The organism is Janthinobacterium sp. HH106, assembly GCF_001758725.1.
In the GTDB taxonomy this organism is placed as follows: domain Bacteria; phylum Pseudomonadota; class Gammaproteobacteria; order Burkholderiales; family Burkholderiaceae_D; genus Janthinobacterium.
This window is the reverse complement of the sequence record NZ_LRIC01000058.1, coordinates 110,039-128,218: the sequence shown is the minus strand read 5'-3', so window position 1 is coordinate 128,218 and position 18,180 is coordinate 110,039. Positions and strand designations below refer to the sequence as shown.

Below are 18,180 nucleotides of genomic sequence, written 5' to 3'. Positions count from 1 at the left end.
GTGCAGAGGGCGATGGCCGCCAGGAAGCAGATCGTCTGAAGCAGATATTTTTGCATATGGCGCCTTGCAGGAAGTGTTGAAGGTGGGGGGGACGGCCACGGCGGACGCGCCGGCCGGTGCTGGTTGTCTGGCGCTTTGATCATGGCGCAAGCTCGTCGCCGCCTTCGCGCAGCATCTTGCAGCAGCCCTGCAGCAGCCTCCAGCGAAACTTGATGCCCGTGTCGTACCAGATGAAATACACCCAGAGATCCTTGTCCGACAGCGCGTTGGGCGCTCTTTGCCTGTTTGATACCAGCACTTCGTCGATGACGTCTTGCGGCACGCGCGACCGGACGGCGACACGGGCCGTCTGGATGGGCAGCGAGCGGGACATGGCATGCACGCCGTCACTCCAGACTTGCCGCGCTATAGGATCAGCGGGCATGTCCGGGTAGGGATAGGGCCATACCTTCCATTCGAACTCCACCCATTGCGGCAGTTCGCGGCCATCGGGCGCGGCGCCCATGGTGGCGCCGCCAGTCATGGGGTTCTTGGCGGGACCTAGTGAACCAGGGGTCGGAAAAAATACGCCGTTCGCCGTTCGCGCGCGCAGCACGTCGACCTTCTTGCCTTTGATGCCGTTACTGAACGTTACGATCATGCCGGGGCCGTCCTGCGACCGTGTTACAGAGCAGGCTGCACAGAGGGCGATGGCCGCCAGGAAGCAAACTGCCTGGAGCAGATGTTTTTTCATGATGGTGCCTTGCAGGAAGAGTTGACGATGGGGCTGCTGGTCATGCTTAGGCCATAGCTGGCCAGCCAAAGCTTGTATTTGTTCATGTCCACCAGCCCGATATCGGGATTGGCCATCGTGCCGCACTTGTAAGCATCGGGGAAAAAATTGATGAAATCGTTGGTATCCGAGGTTCGCTTGCCATCGAAGACCGCGTCCGTTTGCGATACTTCCTTGCCGTTTTCATAGCCGACGTATCTGGTGACGGTGATGTCGTCGCTGTTGAACCTGTTGCCGCTCCGGTCATGCAAGATGGGGTTGGTAATGGTGCTCCATCCATTGTCGTTGAGCTTTGTATTATCAATCGCGATTCCCTGCCCCTTCGCCTGTTCAACCATCCACATCAGCGCCACATCGGACAGGTCGCCGGTGCCGAAGCCGCCGCCGATGTCGGAATGGCTGCCAATGAATGCCTTTTCGAGGCGGTTCGCCGAACTGGTCTGGCCGGGTCTGTCCATGATGGAGCGCAGATCGAAGTCAGGCGGCCCACCGCGGTGCTCGTTCAGCGCCACGGCGTGCACCGCGTATTTGACGGCGGCCGGTACTGAAAAGAAGTATTGTTTTTCGTCCTGATGCAATATGCCGAGATGCGGCACGGTATCCCACAAGCCTTCGAAGCGCAGGTTCAGGCAGCGGCTTTTCCCATCAGTCACATAGGCGCCGTCATTTTTCTTGAGGTTGTCGGCAACGACATTGAGAAAAAAGCGTGCCTCGGCCGCACCACGGCTGAAGCCGACCACGTCAATATTAAGAATGCTGGTATCGCTATCGGTTCCTATGAAATTGTTGAGAAATTTCAATCCCAGGCTCACGCGCTGATCGAAGCCTTCGCCCGTAATAGCGCTGCCGGCGTAGGGCATATCCTGGTTGGTGGTGCCGATGCCGGTGATATAGAATTTCTTTCCATTTTGAATCTCGTCGTAGACCTCGTAGAACTTCAGCACATTGGAAATCGAACTGTCCGGTTTCGGATGTTCGCTGTTGCCCGTGCCATCAAACGCAAACAGGATCAGCCCGTTCGGATCGACATATTTAAGCGGATTGCCCGCGACATAGACATAGACGTAGCTGTTGGTGCCGGCACGCAGACCCAGCGGGTCGGGCGTCAGGTAACGGCCCTGGGCCGGGTCGTAATAGCGCTGGTCGTTGTAGTACAAGCCCGTTTCCTGGTCGGCATACTGGCCCGGCAGGCGCAGCTTGAGCTGGAAGGCGTACTGGGTGTTTGTTTTTCTTAACTTGCCAAATGGCGCATATGCGGCTTGCCACACGGGCTTGCCATGGGCGTCGGTAGCCAGCTCGGGCGCCCCCAGATGGTTGTTGTGCAGGAAGGCGATGCTCTCGCCGTGACTGAACCAGGCTTGCCAGATGGCCGAGATGTCGGCCATGGCTTGCGCCAGCGGCCCACGCTGTTCCCGTAATTCGGCGGCGGCGTCGGCCGCCGTGTCGATCAGCGCCAGCGGCTGGCCGGCAAGATAGATGTATTGCCGGCTGACCTTGCCGTCGGCATCGACTTCCGCCAGCAGCTTTCTGTCGTCGTCGTACAGATAATAAGTACGCATCCCGCGCACTTCCTTGGCCATGCGCAGCCCGCGATGGTTGTAGCGGTAGCGCGCCAGCAGGTCCAGGCCCTGATGCACTGCCAGCAGCCGGCCCAGCGCATCCCATGCATAGCGGCGCTGGCCGATGCGCTGCGGCTGGCCGGCCGCGTCGTAGCGGGCGTCTTTCGTATCGCTGGCGCGGACGGTGTTGCGCCGCAGTTCATCCTGGCTGGCGATCTCTTCCTGGCTGATAAGGCGGTTGCCGCCGCTGTCGTAGTGGTAGCGGTCGAAGCTTGCCGCCGTTGACGGGGCCAGGGAGGCCGTTGCCGCTGCAATCAGGCGGTCGTGGGCATCGTAGGCGTAGCTGCTGGCAGCGTCCCTGTCCCTCGTATACAGCAAGTTGCCCTGCACGTCCCACAGGTAGCGGTGATCGAGCAGGGCGGCCGGATCGGGTGGCAGGCCCAACGCGCCAGCCTGGGCGGCGTGCTGCGCATTTTCGGCTGGCAGCGCGGATTCCGGCGCGGCCACGGCCTGGCCGATGCCCAGCACGGCTTGCAACGCCAAGACGGCTTGCTGTCCGGATTGGTCCCCCCGCGCGTTGCGGTAGACGATGCGCGCCAGCGCCCCTTCCTTGCTGCGCTGGTAAAGGGCCTCGATGCCGTTGCCATAGGTGTAGCGCTTGAGTCCCATCACGTCGCGCTCCAGGTCCTTGACGATGCTTGTCCCTGGCAGCAGCCAGCGCAGCCAGGGACTGTGGACGCGTTGGCGCTCAAGCGCGACTACTTGCTGCTGGCCGTTGCGCCGGTATTCGAGCATGCTGCCGTCCGGCAAGCTGATGCCGCTCAGCTGCCCCAGGCTGTCGTAGCGGTAACGGGTGTGATAGCTGGCCTGCCTGCCGCCGTGGAGCGTGATGATGACGGTCTTGACGGACAGGCGCCCATGCGCGTCGTGGCTGTAGCGCTCGGATTGTTGCGGGTGATCGATGGCGACCAGGTGTGCGCCCGCGTAGCGCCAGGTGGTGACGGTCTGGCGCTGGCCGGCCGGAGTGCCGACATCGGTGATGACCTGGCGCACGATGCGCCCGGCGCCATCGTAGGCGTAGCTGGCCTGGTTCCCCATGGCGTCGGTGCCCGCTATCAGCCTGCCGGCGGCGTCGAATTGCCGGCGTGTCATGCCGCTGTCGGGGCTGATGGTGGCGATGACCTGGCCGAAATCATCGCGCAGATAGCGGGTGGTGGCGCCGTTTGGCGCTGTCACGGCAATGGGCTGACCGTCGATATCGCGTTCGAAGCGGGTTTCCGTGTTTTGTCCCAATGCCTCCGGCGTGTTCGCCCACTGCGTCACGCCGACGATATTGCCCATGGCGTCATGGCGCAAACGCGTGACGCGCCCCAGCGCATCGGCCACCGTATCAGGCAGGCCGCGTGCGTTCCACCTGATCGTCGAGCGCGCGCCATTCGCATCGGTCATGGCCAGCAGATGGCCCAACGGGTCGTAGCGGTAGCCAAGGGTTTGCTTGATGGTACTCGATTGCGTGGTGGTGTCGAGCAGGCGGTTTTCCGTGTCGTAGCGATGGCGCGTCACGATGCCCAGGTGTGAGGCGTTCCAGATGCGGCGGCCGGCGGCGTCGTACTCCAGGCGGGCAAGCGACTGCTGGCCTGCCTGGTCGCTGTATGCGATTTCGAGCGGATTACCCAGGCCGTCGTAACGCGCCGCATACGTCGCGCCGTCGCGCGTCTGGCGCATTAACTGGCCGCGCGGCGTGTAGGCGTACTGCGTGATCTGACCGAGCGCATCGGAGATGGTGGCGATGCGGCCGGCGCCGTCATAGGTGAACGCGCGCTTGAGATTGCCAGGCGCGATGATGGCGGTCAGGGGGACGTCGTTTGTTCCATGTTCGTCATACCGCGCCAGCTTGCCCGCGTCGCTCTTGTCCGCCGGCTGGCCATATTCAAACACGGTGACATCGGAGTCCAGCGGCGTGCCCGTCTTGCCGTTGGGCAGGGGGCCGTCGGTACGGGTCAGCAGGCTGTGGCCGGCGATGATGGCGTACTGGTAACTGGTGGTGCGCGCGATGGCGGCCGTTGCCTGCTGGCCGTCGTGGCCTGGCACCCAGCCCGTCTGCGTCACGCGCAGGACCTGGCCCATGGCGTTGTAATCGATGCGCGTTTGCCGCTCCTTGCCCGGCACGACGCTGGGGCGGGCGATCAGCGTGGGCGCGGGATCGTCGCCCGCGTATTCCAGGCGTAGCCGCCATTGCGCGGCGCCCCGCTTGCCGTGCTGGTATGTCACGCTGCCGGCGCGGACGGTGCGGCCCAGCGGATCCAGTTCGCGCCAGTTGGCACTGACGGGCTCGCCCTTGTCGTCCAGGCGGGTCGTTTCCAGCAGTTGCCCCAGCTTGTCGTAGGCGTAGCGCACATTGCTTTCGCCGCAGCTGGCGCAGCCGGCGCCGCGTACTTCCAGCAGGCGCTGCTGGCCCCCGACGATGGCGTGGCGGTAGACGGTGCGCTGGCCCAGGCTGTTGGTGAGCACGGTTTTTCCCCCCTCGCTGGTATCGAGCGTGACCTTGCCGACATTGCCGGCATGCGTGCTGAGGTTGGCGCGGCCGTTGCTGTCGTAGCCGAAGGTGGCGTAGCGCGTGGCCAGGGGCGGGCCGCCGGCGCTGCCGCTTTCGATGCTGATGCCCGTCAGCAGCCAGGGCAGGCGCGGGTCTTCGTGGTGGTAGCGGCGGCTGACGGCGGGCTGCGCCTTGTCGCCCGCCGGCAAGTGCACGCGCAGCAGGTTGGCCAGCAGGATGCGCCGCTCGAAGGACAGTGCTCCCGGTGGCGGCGCGCCGCCGTAGTCGTAGGAAAAGCGTCCCACGGGGCTGTCGATGTGTTGCACGCCGCGAAATTGCGTGCCGGCCCTGGCGCCTGCCGAGGTGGGCGCCAGGTAGCGCAGGTGCAGGCTGCGGCCTTGCGGGTCGGTCACTTGCACCAGCAGATGGTTGTCGTCATACAGCAGCCTGAGCATTTCGCCCGTGGCGGCCGTGATGCTGTCGAGCTTGCCGAAGGTATTGAAATGCAGGCGGCGCCCGTCGGGCAGGGTCCAGGTGTAGTCGCTGGCGCCGTTGGCCTGGGGCGCCAGCGTCAGGCGGCCATGGGCCGGCAGCGCCGTGCTGCACAGGTCCGGATGCCGTCGATCGCGGTCGAAGATGACGCGGGCGCCGTCGGCCTGCAGTATCTGGATGCGGCCATCTTTGTCGATCAGTTCGGTTTCATACGACAGTTTCCATTCGCGTCCCATGGGACCGTTGGGGCTGCCTGGCTTGCTGTAGGCGCTGTTGTAGTGACGTACGATTTCCACTCCCAGCACGCCGGGCAGGGCGGGCAAGTCTTCCTCGCGCTGGTATTTATTGCCGGTGATGACGTTGATGGGATTGCCCGCGCCCGCATCGGGACCGCCGCTGCCGCCCACGCCGGCGACGGCGCCGCTGCAGGGGGATGGGGGGCCGCCCGGTTCGGGGCCGCAGGCGCGCGCGGGCAAGGTAAAAGATAGCATGCAGGATAACAAGAACCAGGCCGGCAGGCTGATACTGCGGGGACGCAGACGATGAATATATAGAGATGGCAACATGGTTTACCTCAGCTCGGTTCGCAGCAGACGATGGAGCACGGTTCCGGCACGCAATGCCGCGGGTCCGTGAACGGGTTGCAAGGGGGCGGCGTCAGGGGCGGGTCGGTGCAACTGAGGTTGTCGCACGCGGGCGGCGGCAGGTCTGTGACGGGCGGGTTGCCGGGGTTGACGGGCGCTCCGCCGTTGCCCGGCCCCGGCGTGGAAACGGGGCTGTTGCCCTCGATGGCGTCGGACTGCATGTGTACGGTGACGTGCGTGACCACGGGTATGCGGCCGCTGGCCAGCAGTTTGGTATGAAAGGCGTCCGTGTGCGGGTCCAGCCATTTCAGGTAGGTGGCATACAGGTTCTTGACCAGGGGAACTTTTGGCAGGTAGCCATGCGTGATGCGCAGCTTGATGAGGTTGGCGTCCTGGATGGTTTGGCCGGAAGTAGGGCCCACTTTCTGCTCCTTCAGGCTCTGGCCGCTGTACGGGATGACGCGGCGGTTGCCCGTATGCAGCGCGATTTGCCTGTGCACGTCGTTCCAGTCATCAAAACTTTGCCGGGTCGGGTTGAGCAGCTCGATGCTGGCGTTACCGGTGCCGTTGGCGCCGAGGTCTGCGTTCGCTTTGGCCAGCGAAGCAGCGAGCTGGGCTGGCGTCTGGCCGCCGCCGTACAGGGGGATCAGCGCGCGCGTGTACGCCGCGTAGGCGCTGTTGACGCTGGCATGGGCGACGGCCCCTTCGCGCGCGGCCATGAAGGCCGCGTAGTTGATTTGTGTCCTGGCAAAAAACAACATGCCGTATTGCAGGATCGACAGCCCGAGCAGGGTGATGATGGGGCCGACCACGGTGAATTCGATCATCGCCGAGCCGCGCTGGGTCTTGTCCCGCGTGCCGGCCACCGTTGCGGGCGCAGCTTCCAGCCGTGGATGCTGCAGGCGGTCGCCAGGACGAATGTGCAGGGCCGCGATGGCGCCGGCGGCCAGTTCCAGCGTGTGCGCCGTGCGCGGCGCACGCCAGCCGAGGCCGCCGAAGCTGGCGCGCCACGGGCGCAGGCCGGCGGCGCAGCGGGTGACGACGCCGTGCCGGTCCAGGTAGACCACGTCGATGGAATAGCGCATGCAGGCCGCATGCACGCTGGCGCAGCGCGTGATCAGCAAGCCTTGCGCGCCATGCAGCGGGGCGGCCAGCATCAGGCCGCGCAGGCGCGTGAGAAAGCTGTCCGCCAGGCGCAGGTCCAGCGCGTGCGCACCGCTGGCCGTGTGCAGGATGCTGGAATGGCGTGTGGGCATGGCAGCTCCTTATAGGCCCGACTGCATGAATTGCACGACGATGGGAAAGAACAGGACGATGAAGGTGCAGGGAAAGATGAAGGCGATGAGGGGAAACAGCAGCTTGACGGGCGCTTCCATGGCCAGTTTTTCGGCGCGCAGAAAGCGCTCGGAGCGCCGCTGATCCGCTTGTGCCCGCAGCACGGGTCCCAGGTTCATGCCCATACGTTCAGCCTGGATCAGCGCCGTGACGAAATTGGTCACGGCCGGTTCCTGCACCCGTTCGCTCATGGCGCGCAGCGCGTCGGCACGCGCCTTGCCGCTACGCACATCGCGCAGCACGCGCTTGATTTCGTCGCACAGCGCGCCTTTCGGCCCTTTCAGCGCAGCCTGTTGCAGCGCGCCCTGCAGATTGAGTCCCGCTTCCACGCACAGGGTGATGAGGTCGAGGTAAAAGGGCAGGGACTTGTTCAGCGCGCTCCTGCGCAGCGCCATGCGGTCGCGCAGCCAGATACCCGGGTAGCACCAGCCGGATCCGGCGCCGGCAAGCCCCGCCTGCCAGTAGCGGGCGGCTCCGACGCCGCTGCGGCTGCCCTGGCCCAGCGAATCGAGCACCCAGCACGAAAAGGCGGCGACGATCAGCGCGCACAGCAGCCGCGCCGCGACGAATTGCGAGGGGCTGAGACTGTAGTCCAGGCCCGCCTTGCGCAAGCGCACGGGCAGAGAGGCCGTGGGCGCCCTGGCAATGAAAGGGCGCAGCGCATGGCCGCCCCAGTGGATGGGCCACCACAGCAGGCGGAAGGCGAGGGGCGGCGCGTCCTTGTAGCTGCGGTCCTCGGCCGGGATGGCGGTCACCGTCCTGGCCAGCAAAGTCGCCAGCAGTGCCATGGCCAGGCCGGACAGCATGGCCAGGGCAGTGATGGTGAGTTCGATGCGGGTGGGAGACATGGCGGCGCCTAGACATCGATGGCGACGATGCGCCGGATGACGTGGATGCCCAGCACTTCAAGGGTGGCGATGACGGCCAGCGCCCCCCAGCCCATGCGCGTGTGCCACAGCTGGTCCATCGCCTGCGGCTCCATGTGGTCGAGCACGAGCATCAGGGTGACGGGCAAGAGGCCGACTATCCACGCCTGCAACTTGCCCTGCGACGTCAGCGCGCGGATCTTGCCTTCGATGTGCAATCGGTTGCGCACCGTGCTGGCCGTGCGTTCGAGCATTTCCGCCAGCCCGCCGCCCGTTTCCGTGGCGATGCGCATGGCCGACACCACGAGGATCGTGGTCTGGGTAGGAATGCGCCGCACCAGGCCGTTCAAGCTTTGCTCCAGGGTCACGCCCAGGCGCTGCTCGCGCAGCAGCAGGGTAAATTCCTGGCCCAGCGGCGCCTGCGCCTCGATGACCAGCTGCGACATCGCCAGGTTCAGGCTCAGGCCCGCGCGCAGGGCACCGGCCAGCATCATCAGCGCGTCCGGCAACTGCTCTTCGAACTTGCGCAGGCGCCGCCGGCGCAGCCAGGCATACACGGCGCGCGGCAGCAGCGCCAGGCCGAGGAAGGCCAGGGCGGCCACCAGCATGCTGCCGCTGGCCAGCCCGGCGATGATGGCGCCCAGGGTCATGGTGGCCGCGTGGGCCAGGAAGATGCGCGCGGGATCGACGAACAGGAAGAATTCGCGCACCTGGAAACGCGTGCGTTCCGTGAAGTGGGCGCGGTAGCGCAGCATGGTCGCGATGCCGATGTCGATCACCAGCCAGGCGAGGATGGCCGCCGCCAGGGCGGCGATGGCGGTGATGAACAGCAGCATGTGGGCGGCGTTCATGGCGCTGTTCATGTCGCCTCCCGCTGGCGGAAGATCGTCGTGTCGAGCGGCTGGCCCTGGCTGCGCAAGGCTTCGTAAAAGCCCGGCAGCAGGTCGCAGCCGCTGAAATAGCCGCGTACGATAGCGCCTTCGCCTTCGCCCGCGCCGCCGTAGCCGAGGTGGACGAAACGGAACAGTTCCTGCATCTGGAACTTGCCGCTTTCCATGCCCGTGATTTCCGTGATGCTGCTGACCAGGCGCGTGCCGCAGGCAAAGCGCGTCTGCTGCACGATCAGGTGGATGGCGGAGGCGACCTGGTCGCGGATGGCGGACAGGGGCAATTCCATACCGGCCATCAAGACCATGGTTTCCAGGCGCGCCAGGGCGTCGCGCGGGCTGTTGGCGTGCAGGGTGGTCAGCGAACCGTCGTGGCCCGTGTTCATCGCCTGCAGCATGTCGAGCGCCTCGCCGCCCCGGCATTCGCCGACGACGATGCGGTCGGGGCGCATGCGCAGGGTGTTGCGCACCAGTTCGCGGATGGAAACGGCGCCCTTGCCCTCGACATTGGCGGGGCGCGCCTCCAGGCTGACCCAGTGTTCATGGTGCAGTTGCAGCTCGGCCGCGTCTTCCACCGTGATGATGCGCTCGCCCGCGGGAATGAAGTTGGACAGGATGTTGAGCAAGGTCGTCTTGCCGGAACCGGTGCCGCCCGAGACGACGATATTCTTGCGCGCCGCCACGCACACTTGCAGGAAAGCGGCCATGTCGGCGCTGAGGGCGCCCAGTTGCACGAGATTGTCCGCCGTCATCTCGTATCTGGCGAACTTGCGGATCGTCAATGCCGGGCCTTTCAGGGCCAGCGGCGCGATGATGGCGTTGACGCGCGAGCCATCCTTCAGGCGCGCGTCGACCATAGGCGAGGATTCATCGATGCGCCTGCCCAGCGGCGCGACGATGCGCTCGATGACGCCCAGCACGGCCCGTTCGCTGGTAAACGTCAGCGGATGCCTTTCCAGCTTGCCGTCGCGCTCGATATAAATCCGGTCGAACTGGTTGACCATGATTTCCGTGACGCCTGCATCGTCGAGCAATTCCTCCAGCGGCCCCAGGCCCACGGCTTCGTCGAGCACTTGCCTGGCCAGCAGTTCATAGTCGAGTTCCTCGGGGATCTCGGCCCGCTGCGCCCGCATGATGTCGTGGATGTAGCGCCGCGCTTCCGCGCGCAATTGCTCATCGCTCATTTTCGATACGTCGTGGCGGCGCAAATCCATGGTTTCGAGCAAGATCGCATGCAGGCGCTGACGCCATTCGAATTCCAGCTGCTGGCGTGCCTGCGGCGCCAGGATGATGGCAAAGTCCTCTTCCGGCGCGGCGCCGTCGCCCGCTTGCCGCTGCATGTGCTGCTGCATTTTTTCCGCCGCCAGGCGCGAGGCGTGGATTTCCGCCGTGGCGCGCTGGTTGCGCGTGGCGGCGCTGCTCGAGCGCGAGTGGAAAGCGGCCGCCTGCACGGGCCGTGCCGTGCCGGCCAGTTCCTGCACCTGCAGCCTGTAGGGGCCGATGGCGATCACGTCGCCCGGCGCCAGCGGGCCATGCTGGCTGCGGACGCGCACGCCGTTGACGCTGGTGCCCGCATAAGAGCCCATGTCTTCCAGCAACACGCCGGAAGGCGTCCTGAGCAGGCGCGCGTGTTCCTTGCCGATGCGCCAGCTGTCGAGCCAGATGTCGTTGCTGGTCTTGCTGCCGACCATGCAATCGTCGGGCACGCTCATTTGCCTGGCGCTGCCGTCGGGGTGGAGGATGTCGACCTGGAACATGATGGCCTTCATTGCGCCGGCACGGACGGCGGCGCCTGGTTGAAGCGGGCCGCATCCGCGCCGGGCTGCAAGGCGTCGCTGAGGTGGGGCGGCTGGCCCAGCTGCTGCTCCAGCCGTTGCGTGGCGCTGCGCACCCGGTCCGCCAGGCCGGCGCTGCGGCTGTCGACGATGCTGGGCGTGACGAATACCACCAGCTCCGTTTCCTTGTTCTGGTAGCGCTTCGAGCGGAACAGACTGCCCAGGATGGGGATGTCGCCCAGCAGGGGCACTTTGTCGACGTCGCTGCTGCTATTGCGTTGCAGCAGTCCGGCAAGGACGATGGTTTCGCCCTGCCGCACATTGAACTCCGTACGCGTGCGCCGCGTCAGCAAGGCCGGGCCGCTGCTGGTGGACAGCGAGGCGTCGATGGAACTGACTTCCGACTCGATGACGGCGCGGATGACGCCATTGCTGCCCACCTTGGGTTCGATGTCGAGCTTGATGCCGTAGGGCTTGAACTGCACCGTCACGCCGTTGACGGAGGCGACGGAATACGGAATCTCGCCGCCGGCCAGGAAGCTGGCCTTGTAGCCGCTGCGCGTCGACAATTGGGGTTCGGCAAGGATGCTGGCAGTGCCATTTTGTTGTAGTGCAAGTAACTGCGCGTTCAGCCCCAGGTTGATGGCGCTGAGGATGGTGAGGTTCGAGGGCAGGGGCACGAAACCGCCGTTGCCGCCATTCGGCACGGTGATCGGCGGCGCATTGGCCTCGCCCGTGCGCACGTTGATCGCATAGCGGCCCGCATCGCCGCGGCTGGACGGCGCCCAGATGCCGCCGATGGCCGCGCCGCCCGTGGCGCTCCATTTCAGGCCCAGCTCGCGCAGTTCCGTGCGGGGGAACTCGACCACCTTGACGTCCATCATGACCATCTGTTCCCAGCCGATGGGGCTGGTGAAATTGACGATTTGCGGATAGCGCCTGGCCAGTTCCGCCACCTTGTCGCGGTCCGCGTCGGACAATTCATCGCCTTCGACGACGACCTTGTCGCCCACCACGCTGGCCTTCGCTTTCGGGATGGCCGACAAAAAGCTGGCGATATCGCGCGCATAGCGGCGCATGTCGAGCGGCAGCACCGTGACTTTTACGCGCTGGTAGCGGCCATCCTGGTGCCAGACGAACAACGAGGAGTTGCCGGCGCCGTTGGCGAAAATGATGACATCCCTGTCGTCGAGCGCGTTGGCGGTGATGACCTGGCCATTGCCCACGGCAATGCGCGCCACGCCCGGCGTGGGGAAGACGCGTGATTCGCCCAGGTACAGCTCCAGTTCGGGCTCCGATTCGGCATCGTCCTGTTTGGCGATGGGCTGGTAGCGCGCTGCCGCGCTGCTGGTATTGGCGGTCTTTGGCATGCTGCCGGCCCTGGCTGCGAGCGGCGCCTTGCCTTCGATCACGCCCTGGGACGCCGTTTGGGCGCGGGCGCAGGCCGGTGCCGCCAGGCTCGCGCCCAGCACGAGCGTTACGCAAAGGGCTGACAGCAGGGTGAGGAAGTAGCGTTTCATGGGACTGTGTCCATACAAAGGGCGTGCGGTGGCTTGCGCGCTGGCGCAAGGCAGGCTGTCGCCGGTACGCCTCAGGGCGGCGCGGCGGCAGCGTTGATGAGCGGAATGGGCGGTGGGGCGGCCACTGGCGCCGGCGGCATCGCCACTGGCGGATCGGTACCGCTGCGATGCCCCTGCAGGCGCAGGGCGTCGGGCGGCGCCGGCATGCCGCTGCCGCCATACAGCACGGGGATGCCGCGCCGCTGCGGCAGGGGAAGGCTATCCGGCCGGGTGTCGAACAGCAACGACAGGTCATAGTCTTGCTGGCCAGGCGCGGCCTTGTCCGCCGGATTGCGCAGCAAGGCCGTCAGCTTGCCGCTTTCGCGCGCGATGATGAGGTTACGCGCTTGCGCGGGCGTGGTGTCGAGGGTGACGGTGGCAAATTGCGCGGCCTCGCCGTTTTTCGCGTCATCCACCGAGCGCTGGCCCGTGGCCATGACTTGCATGCTTTGCAACAGCGGCAGCACGACCTTCCGGCCGTTCTGGTCGATGGTCAGCATCAGGTCGATCAGGTCGCCTGGTTCCAGCATGCCGGAGATCGAATTGATTTCATCGACCACCACCGTGATGGCGCGCCGCCCCGCCGCCAGGCGCGCGGAAAAGGTGGGCACGCGCTTGCCCGCCATCTGGCTCCACATGATCATTTCGCCCGCCTTGACGGGAAACGCGATGGCGTTGCCGGCGATACGCTCGAAATCGCCCGGCTGCACGGCGCCCGAGTGGGCATATTCGACGGGAATCTTGCGCACGGCCGCGTTGTCGTTCGACAAGATCGTGTTTTGCGCCAGATCCGTCTTGGCAACGACGACGCTGAGCGTCTGATGCACATTGCGCGCCTCGATTTCGGCCACCCGGGAGCTGAGGAAGCTGCGCGTGGCGACGGCGGCGAGCAGGCCGATGGCGAGTGCGGCGCCCAGTACCACCCAGGTCTTGTTGATCTTCGAAAACGGGAGAAAGGGAATTTTCATGATGCTCAGCCGGGCAGGGAAATGGCGTAGCTGAAGTCCTGGTACACGGACTTGAAGGCGGCCAGCAGTTGCCTGAGCACGCTGGTCTCGCCGCTCATGCCCACGCCCAGGGCGATGGCCAGCGCGGCGCAGACGATGGCGTACTCGACGCTGGATTGGCCCTCTTGCGGCCGGCGGCGGAAGCGGGGCCTCATCTGGCGGACTCCAGGCGCGTGATGGTGTTCAGGGCGATGGCCGTGTGGCCCTGGCTGTCGCGGTAAATCACCGCGAGCGCTTCACTGGCGGAGGTCTTGAAAAACAGCGAGGTGGCGCCGCCGGGCGCACTGGCAGCCGAGTCCGCATGCTCGAGCGTGTAGCCTTGCGCTTCGAGGGCGCGCCGCAAGTGACGGACATTGCTCTCGACGCCCATGGCGTTGCTGACAGTGAGCAACTCGGCGCGGCGCGGGCCATCCACCGAACGCGTTTGCGTCAGCAAGCGCGAGCCGGCAGGAAAGCGCGACAGCAGCCTGTCCGTGGCGCTATCGTGCGGCCCCGGCGCGGCGCCCAGGTGGCTGACGGCAAGCAGGCCGCGCGTACCGCTTCCCGCTGGCTGCAGCTGCACCGTGGCGTAAAATTCGCCCAGCGCCCGTCCCAGCACCAGCGTGCCGTCCCGCGTGTGTTCCGCCAGCGGTTGTCCCAGGCTGGCGCGGAACAGCGCCGCCACCTGGGCCGGCGTCCTGGCGGACAGCACGCCGCGCACGTGCAGCGGTAGGCCATTGACGCGCATCTCGCCACCCGTGGCAAAGGTTTCAATGCCGGCGGGAACAGCGATCACGGGCCAGGCTGTCGGCGCCGACACAGCGGCACTGCAGGGCAGCAACAGCGCCAGTGCCGTGCCTGATAGGCGCCGAAGATATTGTTTTGCTGTCATTTCTGCAATCTCCCCTGATGCGGATAAGTTGGATGGCGCAGTGCCTACCTGAGTCGGTCGGGCGGCACGACATCGCGCCAGAAGTCGAGCTGCCCCAGCTTCGGACCTTGGATGTGCCCCATTTCCACCAGGGTCACGCTGGCATTGACCACGCCCGCCGCATCGCGCAGCGCCGTGGCGGGAACCAGCAGCTTGCTGTCGAGACGGGACTGCACCTGGGCCGGTCCCCCGGCTGCCCAGCCATCGATGGCGACGCTCGTATGGCGGTGGATGGCCAGGTCGAAACTGTCAAACGGTTGATAGGCGACGATGCCTGACGGCAACCTGGCCAGGCGCACGCTGACGTTGCCCCGGTAAATGCCGCGGCTTGGCAAGCCCAGTTCGTCGGCGGTGTGCAGGCCTGCGGAGGTGCCCGGCAAGCCGTTGAAAGGTGCGCCGTCGCTGGCGGGCGTGAAAGCGCCGGCATGGCTGGCCGCGTTGCCGGGGCCAAAACTGACGGCCACGTCGCTGTCGAAGTCCGCGATCAGGGCGATGCCGGCAGGCCCGCGCCAGAACAGGTTCTGGTGCGCGAGAAAATTACCGGCCGTATCGCCCGTCTTGATGGGGGCGTCCGCATTGCTGAAAAAGCGCCGGCGCACTTCGCCGGCCAAGGCTGCCGGCGGCTTCCAGGCACTCTGCGCATCGTTGTGCGTGATCGCCTCGAAGGTGACGTAGCGGCTGGCCATGCCGGCCTGCGTGGCGATGTCCTGGTATTTGGCGATCAGGGGCAGCAGCAGGTACAGCGGCGACAGGGCGGCGGCGAGCACGAGAAACTCCGTCAGCGCCTGGCCGCGGTCGTGCCTGGGGCGAAAGCTGTGCCGTTTCATGGCCGGTTCTCCGGGCGCGTGATGCGAAAGCCGCCCTCGAGGTAGGGCGCGAAAACGGCGTTCGGCACCAGGGTGTCGAGCCTGGCCTGCGTGGCGCGCAGCTCGATGCCGTTGGGCGAGCTCATTTCCAAGGTCATGCCGGACATGCCTGCTTCGCCGATGGCGTCCAGCGAGGAAAAGGAGCCGCCGCGCGACACGCAGTTCTTGCCTTCCGGGTCGAGCGGATTGGGCCGGACCTCGCATTCCAGGCCGAGGATGACCTTGCGTTCGCCCATGCCCGCCTGCGGGTGCGCTTGCATGGCGGCAGCGAATGCGGCCATGGCCGGGCTGCCGGCCGCCAGGCGCACGATGTCGGCCTTTTGCGCCGCCGTCATCGGCGGCTGGCGGCGCGGCGGCGCGGCGCGCGCCTGCCCCGTGGCATCGCAATGACCGTGCGCCGTCTTTGCCAGCAAATCGACTTCGCAGGTCCCCAGGCTTGATGACAGGCTGGCCTTGCTGGTGCGCGCTTCCATCAGACTGCAATCGCGGGGATCGATGGCATAGGACAGGCCGGCGGCGTACACGATGCTGCGGTTGACGGCAGCATAGGTGTCCAGACGCATGCTGATGACATGTTCGGGCCAGGCGTGCGGCGGCTTCGAGGCGATGCCCCGTTCGCTGTTGCGCTGGACGCAAGCCTGTACTTCCGCGTGCAGGCGGGCCAGGCCGGCCGCGTCGCCGGGCTTGCCGTTCAGGTAGCCGCGCGCGCTGACCAGGTGCACCTTGACGGTGGCGTCGCGCGCCGCCAGCGCTTCGTGGACCATGGGCATTTGACGCACGGCATCTTCGGCCTGCGTGCTGGCCCTGGCCGGCAGCAGGATGCAAAGCAGGAGCAACAAGGACAGGCCAAACGGCTTCATCGCGCGCCTCCCATTGCTGTGGCGGCCGCCAGATCGGCCGCCGAGGTCGGCACGAGGCGCACTTGCCAATACGGGTTGAACAGGCTGGCCAACTCCGTCATGCCATCGTCGCGCCCGCTTGGCCGTTCGAAATACACTTGTGCGGAGGACACTGCCGCCAGCACGGCGTGGGCCGGCTTGCCGTCAATGAGGGCCAGGCGGCCGCCCGGCTTGATGCCGGAGCTGCCATCGGATGTCCTGAGCTGGTCTTTCGCCCGCGTCAGGCGGATGGCGAAGGTCAGGCGCGGCTGCGGGTCCGTCGACGCGTAGGCCAGGGCCGGCACGGCGATGTCGTAAAAGGTGGGCAAACCGCTGTAATGCCAGTCGCTGCTGCTGGCCAGGGCGCTGGCGCGGGGATTGCCAGGGCGCGACTGGCCGTAAGCGGCGCCGCTGTCGTCGGGCGTGCCGTGGGCCGCCGCCTGCGTGCCGTAGCCGAGCGGCATTTCATCGTCGTCGCAGGTGGGCAGGCGAAACAGGCCGTGCGTATGCCAGGACCAGTGGTGCAGCGACGCCGTGTCCATGGCTTTCCACTCGTCGAAGTCGACGAGCTCCGTACCGCCGCGCCGGCGGAACTCCGCCTTGTTGCCCAACAGGCAAGGCAGGTGATTGGCCGAGGTCCAGGAGCGCTGCCGGACGAAGGCATCGCGCTGGGCGGCAGCGAGCGCCGCCTGCTTGAAGCGGCCCCGTTCGGCGCCCGCATACGCGCGGATGAAGCTGCTTCCTTCGAACTGCGTGAACGTATCGGTGATGGGCATGCTGTCGACATGTACGCTGCCGTCGCCCGCATAGTTGGCGTCGGCCACCTGCTGCATCAGCGTTTTACGGGCAGGCAGGATGGTGGTCGCCATGTTCGCCTGCGCCCCCTGCAGGACGGCCTTGGCCGCTTCGGACGCCAGCACGCTGGCCTGCGCTGCTTGCTGCGCCACCTGGTCGACGGCTTGCGCGGTATTCCTGGCGGTAGGCAAGCTGAGCAGGTAGCAGACGGGGATGTAATCGATCAGCAGCAGCGCCGCCGGCACGGAGTAATAGCTGCGGCAGTTGAGGGGCGTAACGTTTTCCGTATGTTTGACGACATGGGCGGACCACGCGGCGATGCTGACGGCTTGCGCGATCATGACCTCGTTGGCCATCAGCGCGCGGTTGGTGTAGGCGTCGAAATTGAGGGCGCGCGCCTGCATGACAGCGGCGCTGTAGGCGACGGCGTCGGCCGTATTGACGAGCTTGGTTTTTTCCGCCGTGAGCTGGCCCGTATTGAAAACGAAGAGCAGGGCGGCCAGGCCGCCCATGAGAACGACGATGCCATAGATGAGCGCCTGGCCTTGCTGGCGGCGTTGCGCGAAGGGGGGCAGGCGGACTGCCTGTAGCGGTGTCATGATGATGTGGCTGAGGCGCTCATTGGCTCGGGGGCTCGCTGGCGGCGGCAGCCTAGTCCTGCTTGCCGGTGGTGGCCTGGTCGCCGTACGTGGACAGGCTGTTCTTCGCCGTGTCCTTGGCGGCGGTCTCGGCCTTGGTGGCGGCCCCGCCGGCCTTGGCGATGGCGGCTGTGCCGTTCTTGCCCGACACCTCCATGGCGATGCCGGCCGTCTGGTTGCGTATGGTGGCGCCGAACAATTGATATACGCCGATGGCGGCGACGGCGATCAGGGCCACGATGACGATGTATTCCGTCATGCCCTGTCCCAATTGTTGCCGTATTGACTTGATTTTCCGCATAGCAGGTTTCATTTGAAATACCTTTCAGTTGAGAAAAGACAAACAATGGATGAATAAAAGAAGCAAGCACGCTCATCGTATGGCTGTTTTAATAAGCTGGCTTAATCGACATCAAGCCGACTGAGGATTTACGGGGAAGTGGAGCGGGATTGGCAGGCGTGCGCTGATAAAACAACAGACAATATTGCCAACTGAACGATGCACAGGAGGCGCCATGTCGGACATTATCGAACTGTTGCAATGGCCCGCCATGGCCGCTTCGCTGCTGGCGGCCTGGCTGGTGGGCTCGCGCATGGCCGCGCGGCGCCTTGCCGGGTTCTGGGTTTTCCTGTTCAGCAACGTGCTGTGGTGTGCTGGGGCTGGCAAGACGAAGCCTGGGCCTTGATCGTGCTGAACGTTTGCCTGGCGCTGACGAATGTG

The 18,180-nt window shown here is 65.7% G+C and carries 15 protein-coding genes; 1 reads left to right on the top strand and 14 read right to left on the bottom strand.

What is annotated here, in order from left to right; all coding sequences use genetic code 11:
* Positions 1-139: 139 nt before the first annotated feature.
* The 14 genes from JAB8_RS22655 to JAB8_RS22590 all read right to left on the bottom strand — a co-directional run bounded on the left by JAB8_RS22655 (position 140) and on the right by JAB8_RS22590 (position 17,760).
* Entirely contained in the window at positions 140-733 is a 594-nt protein-coding gene (locus JAB8_RS22655) for a hypothetical protein (protein WP_139143147.1), read from the bottom strand.
* On the bottom strand, positions 730-5,850 hold the full coding sequence (locus tag JAB8_RS22650; RefSeq protein ID WP_139143146.1) for a DUF2235 domain-containing protein: 5,121 nt from the start codon (positions 5,848-5,850) through the stop codon (positions 730-732). The genes JAB8_RS22655 and JAB8_RS22650 overlap by 4 nt, the downstream gene beginning before the upstream one ends.
* Positions 5,851-5,933: 83 nt before the next feature.
* A complete protein-coding gene (locus tag JAB8_RS22645; protein WP_070291503.1) occupies positions 5,934-7,199 on the bottom strand; it encodes a DUF192 domain-containing protein in 1,266 nt (421 codons plus the stop codon).
* A 9-nt stretch (positions 7,200-7,208) separates the two neighbouring features.
* Positions 7,209-8,126 carry a type II secretion system F family protein gene (locus JAB8_RS22640; protein ID WP_070291502.1) on the bottom strand — a complete coding sequence of 306 codons (918 nt, stop codon included), beginning with the start codon at positions 8,124-8,126 and terminating at the stop codon, positions 7,209-7,211.
* 8 nt (positions 8,127-8,134) lie between these two features.
* Entirely contained in the window at positions 8,135-9,007 is an 873-nt protein-coding gene (locus JAB8_RS22635) for a type II secretion system F family protein (RefSeq protein WP_070218533.1), read from the bottom strand.
* Entirely contained in the window at positions 9,004-10,788 is a 1,785-nt protein-coding gene (locus JAB8_RS22630) for an ATPase, T2SS/T4P/T4SS family (RefSeq protein WP_070291518.1), read from the bottom strand. The genes JAB8_RS22635 and JAB8_RS22630 overlap by 4 nt, the downstream gene beginning before the upstream one ends.
* Positions 10,789-10,796: 8 nt before the next feature.
* The gene (locus tag JAB8_RS22625; RefSeq protein ID WP_070291501.1) at positions 10,797-12,326 is read right to left on the bottom strand and encodes a pilus assembly protein N-terminal domain-containing protein; all 1,530 of its coding nucleotides are present in this window, start codon (positions 12,324-12,326) and stop codon (positions 10,797-10,799) included.
* A 71-nt stretch (positions 12,327-12,397) separates the two neighbouring features.
* The gene (cpaB, locus tag JAB8_RS22620; protein ID WP_070291500.1) at positions 12,398-13,333 is read right to left on the bottom strand and encodes a Flp pilus assembly protein CpaB; all 936 of its coding nucleotides are present in this window, start codon (positions 13,331-13,333) and stop codon (positions 12,398-12,400) included.
* Positions 13,334-13,338: 5 nt separating this feature from the next.
* Entirely contained in the window at positions 13,339-13,527 is a 189-nt protein-coding gene (locus tag JAB8_RS22615; RefSeq protein WP_070291499.1) for a hypothetical protein, read from the bottom strand.
* Complete coding sequence (locus tag JAB8_RS22610) at positions 13,524-14,171, bottom strand: hypothetical protein (RefSeq protein WP_139143145.1); 648 nt, start codon at positions 14,169-14,171, stop codon at positions 13,524-13,526. Before JAB8_RS22610 ends, JAB8_RS22615 begins: the two co-directional genes overlap by 4 nt.
* A 116-nt stretch (positions 14,172-14,287) precedes the next feature.
* Complete coding sequence (locus JAB8_RS22605) at positions 14,288-15,109, bottom strand: hypothetical protein (protein WP_070291498.1); 822 nt, start codon at positions 15,107-15,109, stop codon at positions 14,288-14,290.
* Positions 15,106-16,008 carry a hypothetical protein gene (locus JAB8_RS22600; RefSeq protein ID WP_070291497.1) on the bottom strand — a complete coding sequence of 301 codons (903 nt, stop codon included), beginning with the start codon at positions 16,006-16,008 and terminating at the stop codon, positions 15,106-15,108. The genes JAB8_RS22605 and JAB8_RS22600 overlap by 4 nt, the downstream gene beginning before the upstream one ends.
* Positions 16,005-17,420 (bottom strand): pilus assembly protein TadG-related protein, encoded by a 1,416-nt coding sequence (locus tag JAB8_RS22595; protein ID WP_070291496.1) that lies wholly within the window; start codon positions 17,418-17,420, stop codon positions 16,005-16,007. Before JAB8_RS22595 ends, JAB8_RS22600 begins: the two co-directional genes overlap by 4 nt.
* A 52-nt stretch (positions 17,421-17,472) precedes the next feature.
* Positions 17,473-17,760 carry a hypothetical protein gene (locus tag JAB8_RS22590; protein ID WP_071650141.1) on the bottom strand — a complete coding sequence of 96 codons (288 nt, stop codon included), beginning with the start codon at positions 17,758-17,760 and terminating at the stop codon, positions 17,473-17,475.
* Positions 17,761-17,974: 214 nt separating this feature from the next.
* On the opposite strand from JAB8_RS22590, the gene JAB8_RS22585 reads away from it, so the two are divergent.
* A complete protein-coding gene (locus tag JAB8_RS22585; protein ID WP_343216114.1) occupies positions 17,975-18,145 on the top strand; it encodes a hypothetical protein in 171 nt (56 codons plus the stop codon).
* The last annotated feature ends 35 nt before the right edge of the window (positions 18,146-18,180 follow it).

What these genes read in the sequence shown, in the direction of transcription:
- cpaB (WP_070291500.1), bottom strand. Translation starts at nt 13,333, where the DNA reads ATGAAAATTCCCTTTCTCCCGTTTTCGAAGATCAACAAGACCTGGGTG.
- JAB8_RS22595 (WP_070291496.1), bottom strand. Translation starts at nt 17,420, where the DNA reads ATGACACCGCTACAGGCAGTCCGCCTGCCCCCCTTCGCGCAACGCCGC.
- JAB8_RS22630 (WP_070291518.1), bottom strand. Translation starts at nt 10,788, where the DNA reads ATGTTCCAGGTCGACATCCTCCACCCCGACGGCAGCGCCAGGCAAATG.
- JAB8_RS22585 (WP_343216114.1), top strand. Translation starts at nt 17,975, where the DNA reads ATGTCGGACATTATCGAACTGTTGCAATGGCCCGCCATGGCCGCTTCG.
- JAB8_RS22655 (WP_139143147.1), bottom strand. Translation starts at nt 733, where the DNA reads ATGAAAAAACATCTGCTCCAGGCAGTTTGCTTCCTGGCGGCCATCGCC.
- JAB8_RS22615 (WP_070291499.1), bottom strand. Translation starts at nt 13,527, where the DNA reads ATGAGGCCCCGCTTCCGCCGCCGGCCGCAAGAGGGCCAATCCAGCGTC.
- JAB8_RS22640 (WP_070291502.1), bottom strand. Translation starts at nt 8,126, where the DNA reads ATGTCTCCCACCCGCATCGAACTCACCATCACTGCCCTGGCCATGCTG.
- JAB8_RS22645 (WP_070291503.1), bottom strand. Translation starts at nt 7,199, where the DNA reads ATGCCCACACGCCATTCCAGCATCCTGCACACGGCCAGCGGTGCGCAC.
- JAB8_RS22625 (WP_070291501.1), bottom strand. Translation starts at nt 12,326, where the DNA reads ATGAAACGCTACTTCCTCACCCTGCTGTCAGCCCTTTGCGTAACGCTC.
- JAB8_RS22590 (WP_071650141.1), bottom strand. Translation starts at nt 17,760, where the DNA reads ATGCGGAAAATCAAGTCAATACGGCAACAATTGGGACAGGGCATGACG.
- JAB8_RS22635 (WP_070218533.1), bottom strand. Translation starts at nt 9,007, where the DNA reads ATGAACAGCGCCATGAACGCCGCCCACATGCTGCTGTTCATCACCGCC.
- JAB8_RS22605 (WP_070291498.1), bottom strand. Translation starts at nt 15,109, where the DNA reads ATGAAACGGCACAGCTTTCGCCCCAGGCACGACCGCGGCCAGGCGCTG.
- JAB8_RS22600 (WP_070291497.1), bottom strand. Translation starts at nt 16,008, where the DNA reads ATGAAGCCGTTTGGCCTGTCCTTGTTGCTCCTGCTTTGCATCCTGCTG.
- JAB8_RS22650 (WP_139143146.1), bottom strand. Translation starts at nt 5,850, where the DNA reads ATGCTATCTTTTACCTTGCCCGCGCGCGCCTGCGGCCCCGAACCGGGC.